Raw genomic sequence first — 24,521 nt, 5'->3', positions numbered from 1 at the left:
GATGATCAACATGCCGGGGCGGTTTGAAAAACGGCTCCGGTTTTCTCATGTCAGTATCGGTTAATTATGCTTATTGTTCTCAGACAGTTTTGGCAGCTACTCAAATATTGCAATGCAGGCCCGGGAAAGGTGCTCAGTTGGTCGCTGCTCGCCGTAATTTTCGCTTTGGAACTGGTGGGCATTTATACAGGTTTGTGGCTCGTCAAATGGACAGCAGATTTTTATAATGCTCTGGAACAGCGCAATGTTTTTGTCGCCGTCAATCAGATAGGCATTTTCGCTCTGATCGTTCTGGTCAATACGTGCGTTAATCTGTCAGGTGAGGCTCTTCAGGGAACGCTCAAAATCCGCTGGCGGCAGAAACTTACAGAGACCGTTATTTCTACGTGGATGTCGAACAAAGCATATTGGCATCTGGCTATCCGCAAGGATGGACAGACCCCCGATAACCCGGATCAACGTATCGCAGAAGATTGCGAGTTGTTCGTTCACCATACTTTGGCTGAGGGTCTGGGACTAATCACAACAATCATTGCATTGTTTTCCTATATTGCTGTGCTGTGGGGCCTTTCCACCTATGTGCTGAGTTTCAATCTTTTTGGAATTGACGTCACGATCCCCCGTTACATGCTATGGGCAGCTTTTCTTTATGTGTTCGTCTCTTCATTCATAACGCATTTTTTCGGGCATCGTCTTAAGGCTACCTTCGTAGAACAGCAGAAGAGAGAAGCAAATTTCCGTTTTGCAATGGCGCATATTCGTCAACATGCGGGTGATATTGCTGTGATGAATGGGGAAGAACACGAGAAAAAAATACTTTCAGACAAGTTTTCTGCAGTCCGAGAAAACTGGTTTCGTCTCGTGGCGCGACAGGTGCAGTTGGGATTGTTCACTTTCCCTTATCGGCACAGTGTTTTTCGCATTCCAACGTTCTTCGGCTTGCCCGGATATTTTGCAGGTGCGCTGACTTTCGGCGGTCTGATGCAGCTGGGACAGGCCTTCGCTCAGGTCTCGACCAATCTCTCCTGGTTTATTTTCAACTACGAAAAGCTGGCAAAACTCGTATCAGCAATTTCGCGTCTGTCGGGCTTCATGAATGCAGCACGAAATGTTCGTGATGAGGGCAGTCTCTCCATCGCCCAGCCCACACACTCATCGCTGCAATTGCGTGACGTTTCATTGAAAACGCCTGATGGACAGAACCTTCTGAACATATCCGAGCTTGAAATCGAACCCGGCAAAACTGTATGGCTGCGTGGCCGCTCAGGCCTTGGAAAGACGACGTTGCTTCGTCTGATTGCTGGCGCCTGGAATTTTGCAGACGGAACAATTCACCGACCTGATACCTCGATGCTTGTGCTTTCGCAAAAGCCTTACCTGCCGAATGCCGGACTATATGATGCGGTCTCCTATCCGCTTCCGACAGAGAATTTCGCTCAGACCCAAATCGCTGAAGCGCTTGCAAAGGTCGGGCTGTCGAAGCTCTCGCTAAAAGCATGTTCTGGCGAACATATCGCGCCGGGAACACTCTCTGGTGGCGAGATGCAAAGGCTGGCTCTTGCGCGCGCCATCCTGATTAAGCCAGATTGGGTGTTTCTCGATGAAGCCACCAGTGCACTGGATAAGATAGCCGAGACCGAGCTGCTGGGCCTTTTGCGCAAAGAACTTCCCACTTCAACAATCGTCATTCTGGCTCATCGCGAGCCTGCAAATCTTGTCATCGACAACATCATCAATCTTGAAACTTTTAGCACTACGCAAAAGCGGTCCGAGATGTCTGATCTCCAAACAGCATGAGGAAATTATGAGCGAACAACCAATCCGCGTAAAACTTCTGGCCGATGCCGCTGATGTTCTCAAAACGTTGCCAGCCATGGGCAAGCTGATGATCAATTCCAAAAGTGGTGGCGCGACGCATGAACGTATCGGTGTTGTGGAACAGGTCGAAGTTCGCGATAGCTGGATTTACTTCTCCGGCGCGGAGCACCATTCGCGCATCGATCTTTCAGCAATTGCGTCGCTTATCGCTGACCGCAGCAGTGTGATGCAGGAAAAAGTCTATCCGCGTATCGATCTGCTTGCGTCGGATGACAGTGTTATCGGCAGTGTCATTGGTTTTGAAGGTGCTGAACCGTTCGACAAGGCACTGGATAGCTTCGAATTCGCAACGCTTGAGCCTAAAGCCAAAGAGCAAGGCGGAATGGAAAAGCAGGAAGTTGGCGAAGACGATCCGGGTCTTGCTCCGTTTGCGGCAGCTCAGCGCAATAAGGCCGAGATACGCATTGCGCTCGAATTGCCCACTTTCAAACAGGAGTGGAACGGTGAGATGCCGGAAGTGCGGCCATCGCGCGGTTTTATCAATGTGATGAAGCCTGATTTCCATCTGCATCTTAAGGCAGGCCACGTTGCTTCATGGCGTGAGGTCGGGACGGATGACGCTCTCACGTTCTATGCGCTTAACGAAGCAGGCGAGGAAACAGGCCTTATCGTTTCGGGTACAAAGGACGCTTTCCTATGAGTTCCAAGACATCAGAACTCCTGATCGGACAGTGGATTGATCCAAAATCTGCTGAAATTCGCACACACCAATCGGTCATGCGGTATGTGGCGCAAAAGCGGGTTGTTCTCTTGGGCGAACGCCATGATAGGTATGATATTCACCGCTGGCAGACGCATATCTGCGCCTCTCTGCTCGCTCTTCGTGACGATCTTGCCGTCGGCTTTGAAATGTTTCCACTACGGCTCCAGCCTGTGCTTGACGAATGGGTCGCGGGCAAGCTCGATGCTGAGACATTTCTGGAACGTGCAGAGTGGGGAAAAGTCTGGGGCTTTGCTGCCGATCTCTATTGGCCGTTGTTTCATTTCTGCCGCGAGTTTCGCGTTAAAATGCTGGCGCTAAACTGCCGTCGCGATCTTGTTACCCGTGTTGGCAAGGAAGGCTGGGATGCAATTCCACAAGAAGAGCGTGACGGCCTGACGCCAGCGCGTCCTGCAAGTCTTGCACATCGCGAACATCTCCTGCGTCTGACCAATGGCGGGCCACCTGCGATGCAGGGAAAACCTGCTGATGCACCTGAGTTTGATCGCTTCGTCCGCGCGCAACAGACGTGGGATCGGGCCTTCGCCTGTAACATTGCAGCTTATCTCAATGAACAGCCCGAAGCACTGGTTGTCGGTATCATCGGAAGTGGGCATATGGAATATGGCTTTGGCACGCCTGACCAACTCGATGATCTTGGCATTGATCAAGTGGGTGTTCTTCTGACAGAAGATGCAAATGAAGCACCATCGACGCCCGAGACAGCCGACACGTCGGCTATCGCTGATGCGGTTTTTGGATTGGCCGCTTCGTGATTGAACATCGCGGCCCAAATTCTTGGACAGTCTGGTTGTCGCCGACCACAAAACATTGAACGATTGAGAACTTGAGGATCATGAGAATGCAAGACCGTACAAGTTTCCGCCTTATCATGATGCTCGGGTCTGTACTGGCTGTGACGGCATACACCATGCCGTCCGTTGCGCAGACTGGACCACGTATCACGACTACACCCGCCGCACCTCAAACCGCTGAAGTGCTCTCAATCACCAATCAGGCAGAATGGCAGAACGCTGTCGCGCTTATTCTTCAACGCTATGGACAGCTTCTTGCACGCGAGCTTGCTCCTCTGGAACTTGATGGCGTCTTCAAGCCAAAGATCAGCTTTTATCTTTCTCCTGAGGGAACCGTGTCGGACGTTAAGCTTGTCGAAAGGTCGGGCGATGATCTGGTTGACGCGGCGGCTTTGAAAGTGCCGACCGCTGGCGCGGCCTTTCCAGCATTCACTCCGGATATGGCGAGTGACAAACCCAAAAAGCTCATTGCGCCGTTCGAGGTTCGTCTTCACAAGACTGAGCCAGAAACGCCTGAATTACCAACAGCAAATTGAGAGAATTACGTTTTCTATATAAGAGTTTTCTAATAGACGCCGGCAAATGAAGGCTTTATGAAAAGTTTCTAGAATACGTAGATCCGAGTTTGGCCACATTGGGAGTTCATTTGGTTGGCGGAAACGGTTGACTCATTTCAAATGTTTCCATTACTACGCACGGTCAGGCTGACGAACTATGTGCCAAGCCACACGAAGTGGTTGCGCGATGTTCAACTAGGATTAGGTCTTTATGAGCGTTGAAGCTTTAGATGAGAACGCCGAGCTGGTTGCATACCGCTTGAAGCCGAAGACAGGCGTCAGTGTAGCATTGAACGATATTATTGAGGCTTTTGCCAAGTATCGTCTGGCTTTGATTTTTGGTTGGCAGGATGTAGCACAGCGATATCGCCGTTCAAGGCTTGGAGCTTTTTGGCTCACTTTGAACATGGCTGTCTTGATTGGTGCGCTCGGTGCGATTTTTGGAACGCTTTTCCAATCTGAGATGCACGAATATTTGCCTCACGTATGTGCAGGCGTCATCATGTGGAGCTTTATAACAAGCTGCTTGTCCGAGGGGTGCACTACATTCAGCGGATCAGATGGCATTATTCTGCAAGTACGGATGCCACTGTTTACGCATATACTGCGTACCATGTGGAGGAATGTGATAATATTTCTGCATAATATTGTAATATTCCCAGTTATTGCTTTGATCTTGGGTCATCCTATAAATTTTTACGCCCTTTTGGCAATTCCCGGTTTTCTTCTTGTTTGTCTGAATTTGGCTTGGATTATGCTTATTCTTGCTGTTTTGTGCGCGCGGTTTCGCGACATGACGCAGGTTGTAACGAATGTCTTGCAGATACTCTTTTATGCGACACCTATCATGTGGATGGTCAAGATTTTGCCGGACCATGTTTCAAAGGCATTCATTGAGCTCAACCCGTTCTACCACTTTATCGAGTTGGTGAGGGCCCCCCTCTTTGGCCATGCTCCTGAGAGCATTAGCTGGTTTTTTGCAGGCGGGCTTGCCGTTCTCGGTTGGGCAGTTGCACTGGTGTTCTTTGGAAAATATCGCTGGCGCGTAGCGTATTGGTTGTAATGATATGAGTTTGATTAAATTAGATAATGTTAGCGTTGAGTTCCCAATCTATAACTCATCAAGCCGATCCCTAAAGAACCGTGTTCTGAGCATTGCGACCGGTGGAAAGATTGAGCGGAAGAGCGATCGACTGGTCGTAATTCGCGGTCTTGAGGGGGTATCATTAACCCTAAATGACGGTGATCGCATTGGGTTGATCGGTCATAATGGCTCCGGAAAGACGACCTTGCTACGTGTTCTTTCTGGCATTTATACGCCGACGCAAGGAGGCGCCTTTATTGATGGAACCTGTGTTTCATTGATCAATATTCAGCTGGGTATTGATCCAGATGCGACGGGGCGCGAAAATATTCGTCTTCGAGCTGCAATGATGGGTATGCACCCAAAAGAGATCGATGAAAAATTCGATGCAATAGCTGAATTTTCAGGCCTGGGAGATTTCCTGGATATGCCATTCAGAACATATTCTTCGGGTATGCAACTCAGGCTGGCATTTGCTACCTCCACTTCGGTTCGTCCAGAGATTTTGATTATGGATGAATGGTTGTCGACTGGCGATGAAGATTTCAAAGAGCGTGCGAATAAACGTATGCACGACCTCGTCGGATCAACGAAGATTTTGGTTCTGGCGAGCCACTCCAGAGAGCTACTGATGAAGAATTGTAACCGTATTGTCTGGTTGGAGCATGGGCATCTAAAAATGGATGGTGCTCCTGAAGAGGTATTGGCAACCTATTTCGGGGATGCTCGAAAATAAGACTTTATAGATATAGTTTCACATAAAAAACCCGCCTTCATTTCTGAAAGCGGGTTTCATTTGGTTTTGAATGACGGTAGAGCGCCGTGCGTCTTTTCGGACGCACGGCGCTCTAAACTATTGAATCTACGCATCGTGCTTTCCAAAAAATCGATTTCGATTATTGGGCCGATGCTGTAGGCCTATTCTGGCTTGATCGTCTTGAGAAGATCGGCAATCGAAACCTCGACCGTTGGGCGGATATCCTTCCGCCACAGGGCAAAAGCCACATTGGCTTCAATGAAGCCGGACTTTGAGCCGCAGTCGAAAGTCAAACCACGGTAGTCAAAGCCGTAGAACTTCTGTGCATCGGCAAGCTTCAGCATCGCATCAGTCAGCTGAATCTCATTGCCAGCACCCTTCTCCTGCTTGCTCAGCAGTTCGAAGATTTCTGGCTGAAGAATATAGCGGCCATTGATATAGAGATTGAAGGTGCCGTGCCCTTGGCAGGCTTTTCAACCATCTGGTTGATTTCAAAGCCGTTGCCAATGGCATTGCCCTTGCCGACAATACCGTATTTATGCGCTTCTTCAGGGTCGCACTCCTGAACCGCGATGACATTGCCTCCGGTCTGCTCATAAAGCTCGACCATTTCCTTGAGGCAACCCTTCTTCGACTGCATGACCATATCCGGCAGAAGCAGTGCAAAAGGCTCGTCGCCAACCAGTTCGCGCGCGCACCAGACCGCATGGCCAAGGCCAAGCGGAACCTGCTGACGGGTAAAGCTGGTAGTGCCGGGCTGTGGCTGCAATTCCTGCAGATGCTCCAGCTCTGCCTTCTTGCCACGCTCGGCAAGCGTGGAATAGAGCTCAACCTGTGCATCGAAATAATCTTCGATCACAGCCTTGTTGCGTCCGGTGACGAAAATCAGATGTTCGATACCCGCTTCGCGTGCCTCATCCACCACATATTGGATGACGGGTTTGTCGACAACAGTGAGCATTTCCTTGGGGATGGACTTGGTCGCTGGAAGAAAGCGGGTCCCAAGACCGGCGACGGGGAAAACTGCCTTACGGATTTTGCGGATCGAACTCATTCGTCTCCTCGATTTTTTCACGAATACGGTTGGGCTATCAAAGCATTGAAGCCATTGCATTTCAAATACGGCGTTTTCATTAACGAATGGCGAAAAAGATGAGAGATAAATCACTTTAAGTTTCTTATGTGCAACAAAATTTATAATTTTTTCAATCTGGCTCAATTACATAAGTACAACTATAACGCAATATATCAGAGTTTATGTTTTTTATTATATTGTGTGCTTCGATTTACTTTTAATCTAAATCGTGGCGAGCGAACATAATACCTGAGCGCGTTGATCTTGATCTTGAGCTGGAGATAAAGATCGATTATTGAGTAACTCAATCGCTAATAATTTTAACGAACTGGATGGCTTGCCGTGAATTTTGAGAATTACGATATAATTATCGTCGGTGCTGGATTTTTTGGTGCGACGATAGCTGAGCGTGCTGCCAATGAGTTGGGGCGCAAGGTGCTGATCCTTGATCGTCGAAATCATATTGGTGGCAACGCATATAGTGAAAACGATGCGCAGACGGGCATTGAAGTGCATAAATACGGCGCGCATCTTTTTCATACACCGAACAGGCTCGTTTGGGACTATTTGAACAATTTCACGAAGTTCACTGATTATAAGCACCGCGTATATACGTCTTATAAGGATCAGGTTTATTCGATGCCGATCAATCTCGGTACGATATGTCAGTTCTTCGGTCGTCGTATGTCCCCATTGGAAGCTCAGCAACTCGTATTGGAGCAATCGCGTGAGTTAGGTGAGAATAAGCCTGCTAATCTTGAAGAAAAGGCAATCTCACTAATTGGTCGCCCGCTTTATGAGGCATTTATTCGTGGCTATACCGCGAAGCAATGGCAGACGGATCCGCGCGAACTGTCGGAAAGTATCATTACGCGTCTTCCTGTTCGCTATAATTTTGACAATCGCTATTTCAATGATGCTTATGAAGGTCTTCCGGTTGATGGCTACACGGCCATCTTCGAAAAAATGCTTTCAAATCCGCTCATTCATATCCAGACAGGTGTCGATTATTTCGACTTGAAAGACCAGATTCCCGCCGGAAAGCCAGTTGTTTACACCGGGCCGATCGACAAGTTCTTTGATTACAAGGCAGGTGAATTGGGTTGGCGTACGATCGACTTCGAACCAGAAGTTTTGCAAGTCGGTGATTTCCAAGGCACAGCTGTTATGAATTATGCTGACGAAAGCGTGCCCTTCACTCGTATCCTGGAGTTCAGGCATTTCAATCCAGAGCGTGACTATCAGAAAGACAAGACCGTTATAGTTCGTGAATACTCACGCTTCGCTCAGCGCGGTGACGAGCCTTATTATCCAATCGATACGCAGAAGGATAAGAAGACATATCTTGCTTATAAGGAAATGGCTGATGCTGAAAATGACGTGATTTTCGGTGGCCGACTCGGAACATACCGTTATCTCGATATGCATCAGGCAATTGGTGCTGCGCTGAAGTGTTATGAAACTACTATTCAGCCGCGCTTGGCAGTTGGTTAACACCGCAGTGTAATATTGTTAAGCAGAGCGATTGATTTGGAAACTTTCAATCGCTCTCTCTATATTGGCTTTGGAATTCGCAGAGGAAGGATTTGATTTGTCTGTCGCAATGGCCGTGCTGACGTGCAATCGTCCCGATGACATTAGTCGTCTTCTTAATGCATCCAAACAATTGAAGCCGGAACTTTTATCTATTCATCTCGTCGACGCGGGTCAGAGTGGTCGTCTAGATTATGCCGGTGAGGATTTAACGTACCTCAAATCAGAGATCAACCTTGGCGGCGCGGGAGGTTTCTCACTGGCAATTCTATCAGCGCTGGCTTCTGGTGCTGAGTGGATATGGATTATGGATGATGATGCCTGTCCTATCGGTTCGGATTGTCTCAGAATGCTTATTCATGGTGCCGAGAAATATAACCTCGATGTTATCTCCCCCTTGATTGTAGCACCTCAGGATGACCTGAAGACGGCGTTCCCATTTAAGGTAAACGGCCGATTAACAATTGATCGGCAAGCGGTACAGGAAAGGGAGTTTATTCCGAACCTAGCTCATTTTTTTAATGGGGCGCTTGTTAGACGCGATGTCTTCTTCAAAATCGGCATTCCAGATATTAGATTGTTTATTCGTGGCGACGAGGTTGATTTCCTGCTACGCTTGAGACGGAATGGAGTGCGGTTTGGTACTTTAACAACAGCTTTAGTAAGTCACCCACCTGTTTGGGGTGAAATCGTCTCTATTGTTGAAGGTAGAGTTCAATTGCTCGTGCCAGAAACGAGCTTTAAGAAGTATTATTTCTTCAGAAATAGAGGCTATTTGGCCCGGCGACATCGTCGCCCCTTGAGCTTTTGTGCCGACATCGTTCTCTACCCCTATTATTTTCTAATTACTAAGAAGCTAGATTGGGATGGTTTCCATCAATGGCGACGCGCCTTTTGTGATGGACTGTGCTACAGATTTGACCGAAAGCCTTAAATACTCGACTGGAAGTAATATATAATAATGGTTGCAGATATAATAGACAGTCAAAGCGTGGCTATTGTAATAGTAACTTATAATAGACCTGATCTATTAGAGGGGCTATTGCATAGCATATGTTCTCTGGAGCGTAAGCCGGAATTTGTTATCGTTATAGATAATAACAGTAACGAACCAACCAAGAATATTTTAATAGAATTTTCCAGTAGATATCTCGGATTCGAGCTTATAATCAAAAGTCTCGATAAGAATATTGGGGGAGCCGGTGGGTTTTCTGTCGGTGTAAGTGAGGCGTTGAAGACCGCAGCAGACTGGTTCTGGCTCATGGATGATGACGTTATTGTTCTTCCCGATGGTTTAGACAATATGATGCGTTGGTCAGGTCAGTTTAAATGCTTCCACGCGGGTAGAAAAGATCCCAACGGAGAACATTTCTTTTGCGAGCAGTGGGTCTGCAATAGCCTTGCCGTACAAGTGCCGTTTCTCAAAGATCCATATCAAGGGAAAAGCTATTTCCTAACGAATTATGGTTGTTTCGAAGGAATGATGATTCATCGTGATATAGTAAATAAGATTGGAATCCCTGATGAACGGTTTTTCATCGTTTGGGATGATGCAATTTATGGCTGGCTCGCGTCAAAGCATACAGATGTTGCATTCATTGCTGATGAGTGTCTGCAAAAAGTCAGAAAGCAAAAGCAGGTTAGCCTTGGCTTGAGGCATTTGAATGACTCTAGTGATCTGTCGCGCTACTATGCGATTAGAAACAGGAGAATTATTAAAGAATACTACAGAAAAAATGATAGTTATACGCCGGTACTGTTTGAATTTGGCTCTTTTTTAGTTTTTGTCAAAGAATTCGTTAGGATGCTGGTCGTAGAGAAAAGCATGAAAGGGTTACCTAGTCTTTTGAAGGGATTTAGCGCGCGTAAACTTTGATATATTGAAAGAACTGATGAGCGCTATATCGAGGTAATTCGAATGACAGTATCATGAAAGCTCGTCACTAGCCGTTGTGAATGCTTCTGATGAAGTTTGTACTAAGCATGGAGGTTTAGTATCAGAATATAATAAGGTAGTCTTTCCTGCAAAAGAGAAGGTGATTTTTTTGTTGTGGTGTGTTCATTTCTTAGCCATACATTGTGTGATGTGTAGTCTTCGAGGCCATCAATCTCTTAAAAATATGACAGAGGGTGGGTTGATCGTGATCTCGACATCGAAGTCTAGATTTTCTTTTTAATCGTTCTTGCTAATATAATCGACAATTAACTACAATCCGATAGACCGGTGTTTTATCGTTTACTTGGATTAAATAAAGCATCAGCATTATTCGTCGAAAAACAATGTGAAAGTAAGTTGTCTGATGGCTAAATACTTATTAATTGGTGCGGTCGGCGGCCCAAACTTCGGCGACGAAATTATACTGTCTGCTTGGATAAAAGCAATTAGAGAAGCAGATAATGATGCAGAAATACTGTGCGACGGGTACAATCCAGATAATGTTGCCCAGTTTGTCGGAGGCGACGTCTACACGTTAAAATCGGATGAAAGTCTATGGGCTTGCACATATTCTGTCGTTCCCGACCAAGAGCAGAAATCATCGAGTTCGTGGCGTAGTATTCATGATGGTTTTCGGGAACCAAGTCGAGCTTGGAAGGCAATCAACTGTGTCGATGCGCTTGCGCATTATAATATTGATCAAATCCATATCATTGGCGGTGGATATCTGAATGCGTTATGGCCGGCAAACTACATCCTCTTGTTGCTCGCTCGTCTCCTCGCGTGGAGATCAGCTGCGCGTATCATAGCAACAGGCCTTGGACTTTCGCCGGTCAAATCGGAGGACATTTCCGGATTAACTGGTATCTTGTCTACTTTTGACTATGTGGATGTAAGGGATACCGAATCATACGAATTATTGAAGATGTCGGTGCCTGAGCATTTAAGTTTTTCAGGTGATGACGCGCTCCTGTTTATTCATGATGGCCCCCCAAAATATCCGCTTCAGAATATAGGTGTGCCCACGCTCGTGATTTGCCTTCAGAATGATCTATTCCCAGGCGATCATATTGTCTCAGATCTGTTTAGTCCGGCTTCAATGGAGCTGTTGAAAACACATGGGATTCATAACATCGTGTATGCAGCTGCGATGTCTGCTGATGTTGCCGGCCCAAGCACTGAACTCCGAAGCGTACTCGAAAATCACGGCTTCAGTATTTCTTCTCTGGATCCAAGGCAGCTCACTGAAAGCGGATTCCCGGTAAGTGATGGTGGATTGGTTATCACATCACGATACCATCCGCATTTTTTGGCATCCCTGTCAGGGTACAGCGGGGTGGCGCTTAGCACAACTGGTTACTATGACACCAAGCATAAGGCTGTCCGCAAGATGGGCAGCAACTGGCCTGTACTAAATAACGATCTTGATGAGGATATTTACAGTGCCATGTCAAACGAATTGAATCGTAAGTTGCCAACCTTCAATAAGACGGCTCGGGATTCATTCGTAAGTAAGAAGAAAAAAAAATGGAGCATGCGATTTTCGCCCCGCATGAAAAGCCAAATGCTCTGCCAATTGACTTCATTGATATTTGGTCAAATAATCTCCGTTTACTCGAAAATTCGAACCGCCATTGTGAGGATATTAGAGCTGAGCGGGAGGAAACCCAAAAACTATATGCCCAACAGCTTGAATCTAATTCCGAATTGTTAAGTCAGTTGAATAATTTACAAGCTAAGCTCGACGCAATGTTGGCGGAAGTTGAGCGAATTAGTGAAGAGCTCAAGCAAGAGAAAACAGCAAGAAATTTGATTCTCAATAGTCGGGCCTGGAAAATTACCGCGCCTTTGAGGTGGTTTTTTTTGCGCTGTTTAAATAAAACGGGATAAGGTTGAATTCTTTAAAGAACATCCAAGGCTAAATAGATTATAGCCCTGGATATTCCATTAGATGAGATAAGTGAACACGTCAGAATTTTTCTACGGTCGCCGTGACGATAGCCTCAGCTTATAAAGAATGGCGCGTACAACTCCCTTGAATGCACGAACCCCAAACTCTTCTGGAGAGAGAGATTAGAGCTGCCGAGGCCACCTACTGCAGCCTGGAAATTTGGATCTTTGCTACCGATGCTGTTTGATTCCATCCAGCGTAGCCGAGCTTCTATTTCTAGTTCACGCGTTTTACGAAGACCGATAGGATAGGGTAGAGAGAAAGTCGCTTCTGGTATACTTCTTGAGCGGCAGAAACTATATCCCGGTTCTCTTCTCTCTGGTTAAAATATGCCATATGTGAGAATGGTATTGAACGTTGGCAGAAGATTAGTAGATTATTCTTTCTGCAATATTGATGCATCATGTGTTCGTCATCGCGCCCTCCGTCATCTATTTTTTGCCAAAAACTCTTTTTGAAAAGAATGCAACCAATCGAATATCTGTCGACGGATGGAATTTCAACAGCCGTTAATTCTTTTGTAGCGTTGACAAACTCATCTGGTTTGAGGGTTGTTTTTTCGTGAATCCAACGCGCCAGATACGGGAGCTGCCAGATTGTACCGTCAGTTCCCGTAACAATCTCTTTCGCCGGATGAATCTTCTTATCGCTGCCTGCTCCAGCATAATGATCGCGAGCATATTTCTTGAAGTATTCCTCTTCCAGATTCATCACTTTAAGAATTTCGGGGAATCCCCAACAGTTATTGTTTATGAGTGGGGTAACATACGCCAGTTGATCACCATGTTCTGCGTACTTTCGATCCCAAAGCGTCAGAAGATTTTCAATCCAACCAGGCGTGATTGGAAAGGCGTCATCATCGACCTTGCAGATAAGGTCAAATTCCATAAACTGTTCGGATGTCAAAAGCTCCGAAATGGATTTATAAGGATAAGCAGGTCCAATATTGTCAATTACCCGTATCTGCTTTGGGTAAAGAGATTGATACCGCTTGGCTACTTGCAACGTTCTTTCTGCATCATAGCTTCCACGACAATTCTGAAGTATAAAAAAAGGAATATCTGGGTTGCCGTAGGACATATGACAAGCCAAGGCGAGTTCCGTAGCTTCATAATCTTTGCAGGCCAGCATCAGAATCGCGATTTTTTTGTTTTGAATACTTTCCATGTTTATCCCTTTTTAGCTGTAAACAGCTTTTCCCAATATTCCTTTGTGCGAATTTTTACACCCGCTGCTTTATAATCTGACTGAAGGTGGGATAAGTTTCTGAAAACTGTTACTCTGGCCTTCAATATACGACGCATAACTTTTGCCAGAGCAGTTCTGTCACGCTTAAACAACGACAGATTTTCCCCAACTCCATACACCGCTCCATTTAACCTTAGTAGATTCCATTGCCCAGCTTCCCAAGGTATCCGTGTATGTGCGTATTTGTCTCTCAACTTGGATTTGGGTAGCAAAAGTCCGCCTAGGGTAAGCAGTCCGATAAGACGGCGAGCGCCGGGAGACGTTCTAGGTACTGGAACAATTTTAAGAAAATCTTCCGCAGTTACTTTTAACGGCGGATATATGTTTTTAAAGGAGCTTAGTTTTTCTATCGGTGCTGGATTATTTGAGAAAAACTCCGGCCCCTTAGATACATCCTCAATTGCGTCTAACACAGCATGCGCGCATGCGTATTGGAATCTTAGCGTCATCAGGAGTGCATGCTTCAAGCAATGCTTGTAAACGCTCTTTACCTTCTCAGCGTCTCCATGAAGTAATGCTAAAGCTAGCCAACTCCGATGAGCGAGATATTCCACTGAAGGCGAAACCTTATATCCAAAATTCTCACACCAAGTGGCAATACCGTTCATCGTTGCAATTCTTAAATTGTTTGCAATGCTAAAATCTGTATCGTCGCCACGCACAAAAAACGGAAATGGATATTGTGAAATTTCCGAAAGGGGGAATGCGAAGAACCACCACGCGCCATAATTTGCCCAGTCCCCATAATCATTGCTTGCGACAACGGCGATGTCGGAAAGGTCGCGGTTATGATAATGGGTCGCCCAAACAGGCCCGTTACCGTTCAACAAAAGCGTTGCGCCTTTTTCATACTGAACGGTTGGTGTTTCAGTATGAAACATCCCTCCTGCCACGCTTAATTTTGTGTCGTGAGCATATGAAAGCAATGCGCAAGTGCGCCAGACGCTTTCTGGTTCACATGCTGCGTCGTCATCCATGAACAGAGTATGTGTAAACTGGTTTCTGTCCTGTACTTCTTTCAGACCGCGAGCAAAACCGCCCGCTCCTCCCAAGTTTGGATTGGGGATCAGGTGGATGGCAGTATTTTCGATTGAAATATCGAGGGATTGGCCGTTGTCGATAACGAATAATTCAATCGGCGTGTGCGGTGAATGGGGAATAATAACATCTTTAAATTTATCAATGGCCCGCTGAGCAGGCAATTCGCGTTTGAAAGTTGTAATTACAGCGGCGAGTTTAACGGCACGTTTAGGTACTTCTAAAGTTACCCATTCAAGACATTTAATATGTGAGTCTTCCTGCAGAGACCGTATATTTAATGCGATAATATTTCCATCTATTCCATCAAGATTTGGTAGTTCTAATATAGATTCCTCACCCGACAGTATTAATTCTTTCTCCAGTATATTCGAAGCGGCCGCTGTCTCTGTATAGCAGAGAATCTTAATCAAAAATTTTCCTGTCCCTTCAAATCTAACGCTAAGATTTTGCAGACCAGTTAGGTCGAGCCATTTTTTATGGCTGAAAGAGTTGAAAAAGGTCGATAAATCTAACACTGTTCCTTTGGAAAGATTGATTCCGAACATATCGGCTGAAGCAGTAGCACCACCATCAGGCCATCTTACGAACAGCGACGATTTATCTATTTCTGCGACTGTTGGGAAGATAACCCTTTGAATTGTATTATATATTTTCTTTTCACTCATATCGGTTTTCCGGTGGGAGGACGGGTATTCGGCGGTACTAGTTTTACTGCATATACGCAGCCAAAGCCAAACTCAACTAACTAGGCACAGCAGACTCTTATCGCAACAATTAGCTTACAATTGGAAGCGTTTGCAATGAAAGCGGGATTCTATAGCGGCAGTCTTATTGCCGCCATGCAATTTTATCATTCGTATGTAAAGCTACTGAGGTACTCTAAGTTCTCAATATGATGGAACATCCTGTCAGAATGCGAATGAGGTTTTGATGAAGGGAATTATTCTCGCCGGTGGGAGCGGTACGCGTCTTTATCCACTCACCGTAGCCGTCTCGAAACAACTCTTGCCAATTTACGACAAGCCAATGATCTTCTACCCGCTAAGTGTTCTGATGCTTGCGGGAATAAAGGATATACTGATCATTTCCACACCACACGATTTACCGCTTTTCCGGAAGCTGCTTGGCAATGGTGACGAATTCGGTGTGAAGTTCTCGTTCGCGGAACAAGTTAACCCAAATGGTCTTGCTGAAGCTTTTATCATTGGACGCGAGTTTATCGGCAATGATAACGTAGCGATGATCCTTGGCGACAATATCTACTTCGGCGACGGTCTTTCCTATCTTTGCCAAACGGCTGCGCAGATAAAAAAAGGCGGATCAGTCTTTGCTTATCGTGTTGAAGATCCCCAGCGTTATGGTGTGGTAGAGTTTAATCGCGAAACGGGTCAAGCAATCTCTATTGAAGAAAAGCCGGTTAAACCTAAATCTTCATGGGCTGTAACGGGGCTATATTTCTATGATAACGACGTCATTGAAATAGCCTCTTCTTTAAAGCCCTCCGCGCGTGGCGAACTGGAGATCACAGCCATCAACAATATCTATCTTCAGCGCGGTGATCTGACGGTCCAGCAGTTAGGACGGGGTTATGCCTGGCTTGATACCGGAACGCATGACAGTTTGCAGGATGCTTCATCGTTTGTGCGCACAATCGAGAAGCGGCAGGGGATCAAGATAGCCTGCCCTGAAGAGATCGGTCTTGAAAATGGCTGGCTGAGTAGCGAAGCCGTTCTTGAACGGGCGGAGAAACTTGGGCAGACCGAATATGCCGCCTATCTGCGGCGACGGGTTGAGGAAATTGGGAGTGCCCAATGATCGTTCGAGCTCAGGGACTGGGAGGTCTTCTAGAAATCAGCCCGCGTAAATTCGGCGATGACCGTGGATTTTTCTCCGAAACCTACAATGCGAAATCATTCGCCGAAGCCGGTATTGATCTGACTTTTGTTCAGGATAATCATTCTTATTCCGCTGCAAAGGGCGTGGTGCGTGGTCTCCATTATCAGTTGCCGCCCTTTGCACAGGATAAGCTGGTCCGCGTGATCCGGGGAGCGATCCTTGATGTTGCGGTCGATATTCGCAAAAGCTCGCCGACTTTTGGCAAGTGGGTGGCGCTGGAAGTCTCCGCTGAAAAGTGGAACCAGATTTTGGTGCCGAAAGGTTTTGCACACGGCTTCATGACGCTCGTGGAGAACACTGAAGTTATCTACAAGGTGACAAATTATTATTCTCCCGAACACGACCGGTCCATCCGTTTTGACGATCCGGCTATCGGTATTGAATGGCCACTTCCTTCTTCAGGCGTCCAGCTTTCGGACAAGGATCAGAAGGCCCCGCTTTTTGCTGACGCAGAAGTTTTTGCTTGAGGAAATGATATGAATATTCTCGTTACCGGTGGAGCAGGGTTTATTGGTTCGGCCGTCTGTCGGCATCTGGCTTCTGATCCAAAGGTCAACGTCGTCAATCTCGATAAGCTGACCTATGCGGGCAACTTGGCGTCTCTCCGTCAGATCGAAAACCATCCGAATTACAGCTTTCTTCAGGCTGACATCTGCGATGATACCGGTGTGTTGGAAGCCTTGCGCGCCAATGAAATCGACGTGGTCATGCATTTGGCTGCGGAAAGCCACGTTGACCGTTCCATCGATGGTCCAGGTGCATTCATCGAAACGAATATTGTGGGAACGTTCCGCCTGCTCAATGCCGCACTCGCTTACTGGCGCGAGCTGCCGGAGCCGCGCAAATCGGCTTTCCGGTTTCATCATATTTCGACGGATGAAGTGTTTGGCGATCTGCCGTTCGACAGCGGTATTTTCACGGAAGAAACTCCGTATCAGCCGTCGTCGCCTTATTCGGCTTCGAAAGCTGCGTCCGATCATCTGGTTCGTGCATGGCATGAAACTTATGGATTGCCGGTGGTCCTGTCTAATTGCTCAAACAATTATGGCCCGTTCCATTTCCCTGAAAAGCTGATCCCGCTTGTTATTCTTAACGCGCTCGATGAGAAGCCTTTGCCGGTTTACGGTGCAGGTGCGAATGTGCGTGACTGGCTCTACGTTGAGGATCATGCACGCGCGTTGGCTTTGGTCGCGACTACAGGCAAGCTGGGTGAGAGCTACAACATTGGCGGACGGGCAGAACGTACCAATTTGAACGTTGTAGAGACAATCTGCGCCATTCTCGACAAGAAGCGGCCACGTGCAAACGGCAAGAGCTATGCCGACCTGATCACCTTCGTGACGGATCGTCCCGGTCATGACCGTCGTTATGCGATCGACGCTTCGAAGATCGAGCGCGAGCTGGGCTGGAAGCCACAGGAAACTTTCGAGACAGGTCTGGATAAAACCATTCAGTGGTATCTCGACAATAGCTGGTGGTGGGAACCGATCCGCAGTAGTACCTATGCTGGTGAGCGCCTGGGCAGCACGCCAGACAAAGAGGCCAACGCATGAAAATCCTCGTCACCGGGCGGGAAGGGCAGGTTGTCCTGAGCCTTCTTGAGAAGGCATCTCAACAACCCAATCTGCAGGTGATTGCGCTGGGTCGCCCGGAACTGGATTTGACGAAGCCGGAAACCGTGCGAAGTGCCATTGAGGCGCTCAAGCCCGACCTCGTTGTCTCCGCTGCCGCCTATACGGCAGTGGATCTGGCTGAAGATGAGCGCGAACTGGCATTTGCGGTGAATGCAACGGGCGCTAAAGCCGTTGCCGAAGCAGCAAAGGCCTGCGGTGTTCCCATCATCCACCTGTCGACAGATTATGTTTTTGCGGGTGATGCCGAAGAACCCTATGTCGAAGCGGATAAAACCGGACCTCGCAGCGTTTATGGAAGCTCCAAGCTCGAAGGCGAGCGTCTCGTTGCACTAGCCAATCCACGGCACATCATTTTGCGAACGGCGTGGGTCTATAGTCCCTTCGGCAAAAATTTCGTCAAGACGATGCTGAAGCTCGCTGAAACCCGCGATGCTCTCTCGGTCGTTTCTGACCAAAAGGGCAATCCGACCAGTGCGCTTGATATTGCTGATGCGATTATTCAGGTGGCGGATCATCTGGCGGTAACGCCGGACTTCTCCGCTTATGGCGTTTATCATCTGGTTGGTACAGGTGACACGAACTGGAGCGGCTTCGCACGTGCAATCTTCGATGAAAGCACCAAGCTTGGCGGGCCGACTGCGACTGTTACAGATATCGCGACAGCCGATTATCCAACCAAGGCTACAAGGCCTGCCAATTCGCGCCTGTCGACTGCAAAATTCCAGAAGGTGTTCAACTGGTCTGCGCCGCATTGGCAATCGTCATTGCGAGATGTCGTGACCAGACTGGTTTAGCATTCCGGACGCTCACTATAGCTTACATCTATGACGCAATGAGAAATCAGGCGACCTTCAGCTCTGCAATCGGCAAGCCGGTGTCGGTCATTTTATTATCGACACCGTTTTCATCGAGAAACTGTTTCATCTCAGCATAGGTTTCAAACCATGCGCGGTTATATTTGTCGAATAACGACTGGTCCCAATAGTCCTCCAGACGAAATGCTTTCTCGCTGAAGACATCATAACTCGGGATTTTATAGGTTTCGGCAAACTCGGCAGTTCGGCTGTCATAGGTAAAGTAGATTGATGGAATGCCATTGGCGAGCGCCATCAGGTTACCGTGCAGGCGATAGCCAAGGACCAGTTGCTGCTCACGCACAAGATTTTCGTAATCGGCCACGACATCGGAATAAAACATACGATGGCGATAAAGGTTCTCGATCTCGTCATCGAAATACCAGTCAGCCGTCCAGCGATGTGCTTTGAGAGCTTCTATCGCTTCTTCCTTCTGTTCGGGCGTGCCGAACATCAACTTCTTTTCTTCTATTTCGCCCTGCGCCATCAATGTCACATCGAAGCGTCCAGCCATTGTGCGGATAAGATCGCGATGGCGGGTCAGATATTGTTCAATGTCCTGCGCGTAGGCTGGCGAAACCTCGCGGCGGACCGTGACGCCGACCTGTTTAACGTCTTCGAGCGGCGGCAGTTTGATGCGCAGATGTTGATTGTTGCGACGAAACGCGGTCGGACAGCCAATGATACGGACATTTTGAATGCCAATATCGTTGAGCACTTGCGCTGTATAAGCTCCGCGTACACCGACAGAAACAGTTGAATCGGCGATCATGCGCAGAACCGCTTTTGTTTCTTCTGAAAGCTGGATTTCGCCGCGCACCGGCGCCTGCGCACCAACGCCAAAGGCAATAACAGGCAGTTTCAACCGCTGGAGCACCGGGATCGTGTCGCGCCAGTTCATGTCTTTGTTGATGTAGTTCGAGCCGCGAAGGATCACATAATCATATTCTTCCCGCAGCTGATCAATCTTTTCGGGTGAAAAATTGGTGATCGGCAGCTCGGACGCCTTCTCGTAATTCATGAGTTTCAGTGAGGATTCAAAAACGAAAGCATCGCCAATATTGTGATAGTGGTTGATGCTGCCCTGCACGTCAGTATGACGATACCAGCGGACATTGTCGTGATCGTACACTTCTCCTGCCGGGATCATGACGAGGGCGCGTGCCATAGGCTATTCCTTCTTTTGTAAGTAAATGCAAACAAGCCAGGCTCAGCTTGCCTGAGAAAGTGCGGTTTCTGTGACCGCTGGTTTCAGTCTGCGAGGTTTGGCCTCGCGCAATTGGTTGTAAAGTTCGAGATGCGCGCTCGCACAATCGACATAATGAACCGGTTTGCGGATGGATTGATGCAAGCGGTTCCAGATATTCTGATCGCTCAGCACTTCGGTAAAGCGATCGGCCAGATCTTCAGCACTGCGGACGCGGAAATGAAGACCATCCTCTCCATCGCGAATTTTTTCAGCCATGCCGCCAATGTTGGAGCAGATGACGGGTCGCCGATGATGCAGCGCTTCCTGAATGACGATGGGTGAGTTTTCCCACCATATCGAGGGCATAACAACCCAATCGACTGACTGCATAAGGCGTGGCATTTCGGCATTCTGATAAGCGCCATAGAAGCGAACGCGCGGACCTGCCTCCTCAATCAGCTTCTGCATGCGTTCCTGAAAGGCTGGCGGTTGCTTTTCAAGGTTGCCGCCAAAAATCATCAGGCGGGAATCCTCGCCCCAGACCTGTTCGGGGACGCGCGACACTGCATCGATAAGCACATCGATACCCTTGAACGGATTGATCTGTCCGAAGAACGCAAAGCGGCTGCGCCGCGGGTCAGGGCCAGTCAGTTCTCGGGGTGGCGTTGTCTGCGTGATCGCGATGCCATTTTCAATGACTGTCATCTTTTCGGGATTGATCCCCCATTCGCGATAACGATTTGCCAGAAACTCACTCGGCGACACAAAAGCATCAGCGAGTTCCAGCATGCCACGCACAAAGCGTTCGCGCTTCAAAAAGCGGGCAGGCGGTATCTGCGGAAAGCAGGCATGGCAATCAATCGGGGAAGCTTCATTGCAGAGCTTTGATGTGCCCGCTTTCACCATCTGCCCGTCATTGTTGCAGATGGAAAGGAACTCGTGGAAAGTCACCAGAATGATGCGATCCGGCAAAGTCTCGCGGATGGCATAAAGCGTTTCGAGACCGAGACCGAGCACATGATGGAAGTGAACGATATCCGGGTCGAAATCGCGCACGAACCGCAAAAGATCGCGGCGGATTTCGTCGGTGTTCTTGTTGGACAGATAAAAGTGATCATATTCGTCGGCGTGAAACAGAATCTCGTCACTCGCACGCCGCATGCTCATCAGTGCTGTGGTGCCGTGGCGGGGGATAGGGTGGCTGGCTCGTGCCAGATAAACCGACTGAACGCCCGGTGTCGCATTCAATCCCTTGTGTAGATTGTAGGATGCGATTTCACCGCCGCCGAGTGAGATCGATGGGTGGGCATGGGAAATGACGAGAACACGGAGTTTTTCGCTCATGCGGGCTCCTCCAGCGCGACCTTGCGCTTGCCTGCAAGAATTGCAGACCAGCGTGCATCAAAAACCTGACGATCTATGCGCTCAATAAGCGCGATGGTGGATGCTTTATCCGTTACCGAAACGTCATCCGCGCCGAGCATCTGTGCGGAAGGCAGCCAATAGGAGCGCAGGCCGGATTGCTTGAGTTTCAAGCCGAGGTCGAGACCCTTTTCATGGGTGCCGAGATAACCGCGGGTAAAACCACCAGCGGTGAATAAAGCTTCGCGGGGCATGATGCAGCATTCGAAGGTTGCAGTTGCCACTTCCGTCAATTGCATGCCCGATATGGCATCAATCGGATAACCAGCATAGCGGCTGATAAGGGCACGATCCGATTGCGGGCCTGCCACCCATGTTCCCGCCCAGCGGATCGAGTCATCTTCATAGGCAAGTGTCGGCGAAAGCACGCAATCTTTATGCGTTTCATAGGCGCTGACCAATTTGTTGAGCCAGCCCGAACGGCGCGGCAACAAAGAGCCAGCGAGAAAGATGACCTGATCAGTGGAAACTGTTCGTGCGCCAACTTCAAACGCATCATAAAGATCTTCCGAGCCGTTGGCCGAAACCAGTCGGATACGTAGTCGATAAAAGTCAGCAAGCCGCCTGATCTGTACGCCGATACGGTCGATGATTTCGGTCGCAGCCGCAATCACAATTGGCGCGATCCGCGTTTCAGGATCAAGTGCCAGCAGAGCAAGCAGCGGTTCGATTTCTTCGACGCGTTCGTCAATACCAATGATAATAGCCGGGCCGATTGCATCCTCAAAGGGGCCAAGATCGACCACGCCAAAGACCTCCGGGGCGGGACGATTGACGCCACGCAACAATGGCACAAGCTGCTGATCGACGATGTGGCGCAACGCCCATGCATTCGGATCGGTAGCACGCAGTTGCCGAACGATGGCATCGCGCGACGTTACACGGGTTGGGGTGAGCGGAAAGAATGCGCGGCGACCATCGCTGATTGCCAGTTCCAGATAGAAAGGAGACGTGCTGTCGCCTGCAAGCTCCGGCGCAAAAGCTACAAAACCATGGGCATGGCGGCTTGGATCAAGGCCCGCATTGAAGGGCGGATGATTGTCAAACTCGCGGGTCACATCGGAGCGGTCGATGCGCGTCCACGTCGTGTCGATCTGGATGTCGCCGCGATGGCGCCGAAGCCGCACGCTTTCAACGTGATTGTCGGGATCAAGCAACCAGCCCGAGATCAATATGCCACTGCCTTCAACCCGAAAGACATTGTCGATGCCCATGCGAACGGGAAAAGGCAGGGCGGAGACGGTATCAGCACCATCGAAACGATTGGCTGCAGAACGCAGGCGCAGAAGAATATCGGTGGAACTGCGTACGCGCGGCAGGATAGCGCGGATATGGGCCGGTGTTTCGCGCGAGCCTGAGAGAAGTCTGCGATCATAAACTTCGGTAAAGCGCCAGCCGCGTCGGCCGCGAAACAAAATACGCTCAATATCGTTGGCCTCGACCGGCTCATTGGCGAGAAGAAGCCCGGCAAAACCAGAGGCTTGTTCTTCAAGATCAGGGCGCGCAAAAACACTGATGGAGCATTCGGCGAGTGATGAGTTTTTACCGCTGATCAGAAGCCGTGTTACCGCAGGCGTTAAATCCTGTGCCCAGCCCTGGACGAAAATATCGCCTTCGTCGCTGCCGCCAATCAGTTCAATGCATCCATCCGAACGTGCACCCGCCTGCAGCAGAACGGTGATCGCGGATAATTTCTTCCGGCTGATGGGCCCCGATATCAAGCCCTCAACGAGTTCATCGATGACGCCTGAAAGGCTCGCCCCGGATAAATCCCCGATCATCGCCACGAAATCTGGAACAGACGCCGAGCGCGATGCAAAATTATAGCGCGCAACCTTTGCCCGATGCTGGAACATGATGGTCTTGAGGATACCACGACGCAACACATTCGTCGGCACGATGGCGACAAAGCCATGTGTTCCGGCGGGCGATGGCTCTTTCAAGGGCCAGGTTATGAGGTTCGTTTTCACGCTCATCGCCGGGTCGCCATTGAGAAACGCTGTAACCTGATCAGTGGTGGCACTTCCAATGCCGAGCACCAGGACGAGCGTGTCCTCAATCACGCACCCCACCACCATTTCGCCTTCCATGATCATGGGAGGGCGCTCGGTCGTGCGGCCATTTCTGGCTGCGGATTGTATATTTGGCCTTTCATCCTGTGTCATGCGGCGACCCTCAGGGCATGACGGCGAGTGTGAGGAGAGTGCCAGCGACAAAGCCGGTCAAGACGGCGGCGAGCACGAAGAGAACTTTGATGTCGCCGCTGCTCCGCTTGCGTACGTCTTCCATACGCTGTTCAAGACCGGCCACCACGCCGTCCATACGCATGATATGCACATCAAGCTCGGTCATGCGCTGGTGCAGGTCTGTGCGCAGGTTATCGACCGAACCGGCAATGTCGAGCAGGTCCGTGGGCGAAGCGTCGCCAGTGCTGTCGATGGTGGGGGCCGCGCGCTGCAGCGAACGCTGGTTCACCTGCAACTGACGCTGGGATGCCATCAGCATGTCGAGCTTGTCGAGGATGCGGGTCATCGGCGCTGCGATCAGCGCTTCGGCGGCCTGTTCATCGGGTTTTGGCACACGCAGTTTCTGTTCTATGCCTGCTGCATTGGCGGCAACCACGACCAGTTCGCCTGCGCGAGCGACTGCAAACTGCGGCAGCATCACCTCAAACGCATGCATGCCGTCGCCGATGCCATTGCGCTTCAGGTCGGGTCTGTCCTTATCTGCAGGCGCTTCGGCAATTGGCTTGTCATCGAGCAGAACGCGAATAATGAGCCGCTCTGTCGGGTAGGAAGGATCGAACGCCCAGCCGTAAAGGCGGCCTTCTTCGATGGCGTCAACGCGTCCTTTCATGGCTTCAGCCCTTTGAGGTGTCGGCGAAGCGCTCTGCGCTTCAGCCGGCTTTTGTGCCCCCTCGGATGGAATTTTGGTCGCGATGTTCATGATCT

20 protein-coding genes and 1 pseudogene are annotated in these 24,521 nt (G+C 49.0%); 14 read left to right on the top strand and 7 right to left on the bottom strand.

Going from position 1 to position 24,521, the window contains the following annotated elements:
- Positions 1-129 precede the first annotated feature (129 nt).
- The 6 genes from C9380_RS17915 to C9380_RS17890 all read left to right on the top strand — a co-directional run bounded on the left by C9380_RS17915 (position 130) and on the right by C9380_RS17890 (position 5,770).
- On the top strand, positions 130-1,797 hold the full coding sequence (locus C9380_RS17915; RefSeq protein WP_164844679.1) for an ABC transporter ATP-binding protein/permease: 1,668 nt from the start codon (positions 130-132) through the stop codon (positions 1,795-1,797).
- Positions 1,798-1,804: 7 nt separating this feature from the next.
- The gene (locus C9380_RS17910) at positions 1,805-2,518 is read left to right on the top strand and encodes a hypothetical protein (RefSeq protein ID WP_128094185.1); all 714 of its coding nucleotides are present in this window, start codon (positions 1,805-1,807) and stop codon (positions 2,516-2,518) included.
- On the top strand, positions 2,515-3,354 hold the full coding sequence (locus C9380_RS17905; protein WP_128094184.1) for a ChaN family lipoprotein: 840 nt from the start codon (positions 2,515-2,517) through the stop codon (positions 3,352-3,354). The genes C9380_RS17910 and C9380_RS17905 overlap by 4 nt, the downstream gene beginning before the upstream one ends.
- A gap of 86 nt (positions 3,355-3,440) precedes the next feature.
- Positions 3,441-3,929: an energy transducer TonB family protein gene (locus C9380_RS17900; RefSeq protein ID WP_100557553.1), complete on the top strand. Its 489-nt coding sequence runs from the start codon at positions 3,441-3,443 to the stop codon at positions 3,927-3,929.
- 232 nt (positions 3,930-4,161) lie between these two features.
- Positions 4,162-5,013, top strand: coding sequence for an ABC transporter permease (locus C9380_RS17895; RefSeq protein WP_100557552.1), 852 nt, complete (start codon positions 4,162-4,164; stop codon positions 5,011-5,013).
- Positions 5,014-5,017: 4 nt separating this feature from the next.
- Positions 5,018-5,770 carry an ABC transporter ATP-binding protein gene (locus tag C9380_RS17890; protein ID WP_128094182.1) on the top strand — a complete coding sequence of 251 codons (753 nt, stop codon included), beginning with the start codon at positions 5,018-5,020 and terminating at the stop codon, positions 5,768-5,770.
- Between the two features lie 182 nt (positions 5,771-5,952).
- Here C9380_RS17890 and galU read toward each other — a convergent pair.
- Positions 5,953-6,845, bottom strand: a pseudogene (gene galU / locus C9380_RS17885) (UTP--glucose-1-phosphate uridylyltransferase GalU).
- A 363-nt stretch (positions 6,846-7,208) separates the two neighbouring features.
- Between galU and glf the strand changes: the two are divergent.
- The 4 genes from glf (at position 7,209) to C9380_RS17865 (ending at position 12,049) form a co-directional block, all read left to right on the top strand.
- Positions 7,209-8,360, top strand: a complete 1,152-nt coding sequence (gene glf, locus C9380_RS17880) for a UDP-galactopyranose mutase (protein WP_100557466.1) — start codon at positions 7,209-7,211, stop codon at positions 8,358-8,360.
- Positions 8,361-8,391: 31 nt separating this feature from the next.
- Complete coding sequence (locus C9380_RS17875; RefSeq protein ID WP_210249795.1) at positions 8,392-9,333, top strand: glycosyltransferase; 942 nt, start codon at positions 8,392-8,394, stop codon at positions 9,331-9,333.
- 27 nt (positions 9,334-9,360) lie between these two features.
- On the top strand, positions 9,361-10,275 hold the full coding sequence (locus tag C9380_RS17870) for a glycosyltransferase (RefSeq protein WP_128094181.1): 915 nt from the start codon (positions 9,361-9,363) through the stop codon (positions 10,273-10,275).
- Positions 10,276-10,699: 424 nt separating this feature from the next.
- Positions 10,700-12,049 carry a polysaccharide pyruvyl transferase family protein gene (locus C9380_RS17865; protein WP_128094180.1) on the top strand — a complete coding sequence of 450 codons (1,350 nt, stop codon included), beginning with the start codon at positions 10,700-10,702 and terminating at the stop codon, positions 12,047-12,049.
- Positions 12,050-12,502: 453 nt separating this feature from the next.
- Here C9380_RS17865 and C9380_RS17860 read toward each other — a convergent pair whose 3' ends face one another.
- The gene (locus C9380_RS17860) at positions 12,503-13,453 is read right to left on the bottom strand and encodes a hypothetical protein (RefSeq protein ID WP_128094179.1); all 951 of its coding nucleotides are present in this window, start codon (positions 13,451-13,453) and stop codon (positions 12,503-12,505) included.
- A 2-nt stretch (positions 13,454-13,455) separates the two neighbouring features.
- Positions 13,456-15,240: a glycosyltransferase family 2 protein gene (locus C9380_RS17855; protein WP_128094178.1), complete on the bottom strand. Its 1,785-nt coding sequence runs from the start codon at positions 15,238-15,240 to the stop codon at positions 13,456-13,458.
- 265 nt (positions 15,241-15,505) lie between these two features.
- On the opposite strand from C9380_RS17855, the gene rfbA reads away from it, so the two are divergent.
- Genes rfbA through rfbD form a run of 4 tightly spaced genes read left to right on the top strand, consistent with a single transcriptional unit; the run spans position 15,506 to position 18,899 of the window.
- Entirely contained in the window at positions 15,506-16,390 is an 885-nt protein-coding gene (gene rfbA, locus C9380_RS17850) for a glucose-1-phosphate thymidylyltransferase RfbA (RefSeq protein WP_128094177.1), read from the top strand.
- On the top strand, positions 16,387-16,938 hold the full coding sequence (gene rfbC / locus C9380_RS17845; protein WP_128094176.1) for a dTDP-4-dehydrorhamnose 3,5-epimerase: 552 nt from the start codon (positions 16,387-16,389) through the stop codon (positions 16,936-16,938). Before rfbA ends, rfbC begins: the two co-directional genes overlap by 4 nt.
- Before the next feature lie 9 nt (positions 16,939-16,947).
- The gene (gene rfbB, locus C9380_RS17840; protein WP_128094175.1) at positions 16,948-18,024 is read left to right on the top strand and encodes a dTDP-glucose 4,6-dehydratase; all 1,077 of its coding nucleotides are present in this window, start codon (positions 16,948-16,950) and stop codon (positions 18,022-18,024) included.
- Entirely contained in the window at positions 18,021-18,899 is an 879-nt protein-coding gene (rfbD, locus tag C9380_RS17835) for a dTDP-4-dehydrorhamnose reductase (RefSeq protein WP_128094174.1), read from the top strand. The genes rfbB and rfbD overlap by 4 nt, the downstream gene beginning before the upstream one ends.
- Before the next feature lie 46 nt (positions 18,900-18,945).
- Here the strand turns inward: rfbD and C9380_RS17830 are convergent, their stop codons facing one another.
- Genes C9380_RS17830 through C9380_RS17815 form a run of 4 tightly spaced genes read right to left on the bottom strand, consistent with a single transcriptional unit; the run spans position 18,946 to position 24,516 of the window.
- Positions 18,946-20,127: a polysaccharide pyruvyl transferase family protein gene (locus C9380_RS17830; RefSeq protein WP_105706527.1), complete on the bottom strand. Its 1,182-nt coding sequence runs from the start codon at positions 20,125-20,127 to the stop codon at positions 18,946-18,948.
- 42 nt (positions 20,128-20,169) lie between these two features.
- Positions 20,170-21,492, bottom strand: a complete 1,323-nt coding sequence (locus C9380_RS17825) for a glycosyltransferase family 4 protein (RefSeq protein ID WP_128094173.1) — start codon at positions 21,490-21,492, stop codon at positions 20,170-20,172.
- Complete coding sequence (locus tag C9380_RS17820; RefSeq protein ID WP_128094172.1) at positions 21,489-23,735, bottom strand: hypothetical protein; 2,247 nt, start codon at positions 23,733-23,735, stop codon at positions 21,489-21,491. The genes C9380_RS17825 and C9380_RS17820 overlap by 4 nt, the downstream gene beginning before the upstream one ends.
- 10 nt (positions 23,736-23,745) lie before the next feature.
- Positions 23,746-24,516 (bottom strand): hypothetical protein, encoded by a 771-nt coding sequence (locus tag C9380_RS17815; RefSeq protein WP_128094171.1) that lies wholly within the window; start codon positions 24,514-24,516, stop codon positions 23,746-23,748.
- Positions 24,517-24,521: the final 5 nt, after the last annotated feature.

The sequence above is a fragment of the Brucella pituitosa genome, assembly GCF_003049685.1.
GTDB lineage: Bacteria > Pseudomonadota > Alphaproteobacteria > Rhizobiales > Rhizobiaceae > Brucella > Brucella pituitosa.
The sequence above is the reverse complement of the archived record's forward strand: the minus strand, read 5'-3'. Positions and strand labels throughout refer to the sequence as shown.

Bases quoted from the DNA above. Each gene is read 5' to 3' on its own strand.
- C9380_RS17910 (WP_128094185.1), top strand. From the start codon at position 1,805: ATGAGCGAACAACCAATCCGCGTAAAACTTCTGGCCGATGCCGCTGAT.
- C9380_RS17905 (WP_128094184.1), top strand. From the start codon at position 2,515: ATGAGTTCCAAGACATCAGAACTCCTGATCGGACAGTGGATTGATCCA.
- C9380_RS17900 (WP_100557553.1), top strand. From the start codon at position 3,441: ATGCAAGACCGTACAAGTTTCCGCCTTATCATGATGCTCGGGTCTGTA.
- C9380_RS17895 (WP_100557552.1), top strand. From the start codon at position 4,162: ATGAGCGTTGAAGCTTTAGATGAGAACGCCGAGCTGGTTGCATACCGC.
- C9380_RS17890 (WP_128094182.1), top strand. From the start codon at position 5,018: ATGAGTTTGATTAAATTAGATAATGTTAGCGTTGAGTTCCCAATCTAT.
- C9380_RS17870 (WP_128094181.1), top strand. From the start codon at position 9,361: ATGGTTGCAGATATAATAGACAGTCAAAGCGTGGCTATTGTAATAGTA.
- C9380_RS17865 (WP_128094180.1), top strand. From the start codon at position 10,700: ATGGCTAAATACTTATTAATTGGTGCGGTCGGCGGCCCAAACTTCGGC.
- C9380_RS17860 (WP_128094179.1), bottom strand. From the start codon at position 13,453: ATGGAAAGTATTCAAAACAAAAAAATCGCGATTCTGATGCTGGCCTGC.
- C9380_RS17855 (WP_128094178.1), bottom strand. From the start codon at position 15,240: ATGAGTGAAAAGAAAATATATAATACAATTCAAAGGGTTATCTTCCCA.
- rfbA (WP_128094177.1), top strand. From the start codon at position 15,506: ATGAAGGGAATTATTCTCGCCGGTGGGAGCGGTACGCGTCTTTATCCA.
- rfbC (WP_128094176.1), top strand. From the start codon at position 16,387: ATGATCGTTCGAGCTCAGGGACTGGGAGGTCTTCTAGAAATCAGCCCG.
- rfbB (WP_128094175.1), top strand. From the start codon at position 16,948: ATGAATATTCTCGTTACCGGTGGAGCAGGGTTTATTGGTTCGGCCGTC.
- rfbD (WP_128094174.1), top strand. From the start codon at position 18,021: ATGAAAATCCTCGTCACCGGGCGGGAAGGGCAGGTTGTCCTGAGCCTT.
- C9380_RS17830 (WP_105706527.1), bottom strand. From the start codon at position 20,127: ATGGCACGCGCCCTCGTCATGATCCCGGCAGGAGAAGTGTACGATCAC.
- C9380_RS17825 (WP_128094173.1), bottom strand. From the start codon at position 21,492: ATGAGCGAAAAACTCCGTGTTCTCGTCATTTCCCATGCCCACCCATCG.
- C9380_RS17820 (WP_128094172.1), bottom strand. From the start codon at position 23,735: ATGACACAGGATGAAAGGCCAAATATACAATCCGCAGCCAGAAATGGC.
- C9380_RS17815 (WP_128094171.1), bottom strand. From the start codon at position 24,516: ATGAACATCGCGACCAAAATTCCATCCGAGGGGGCACAAAAGCCGGCT.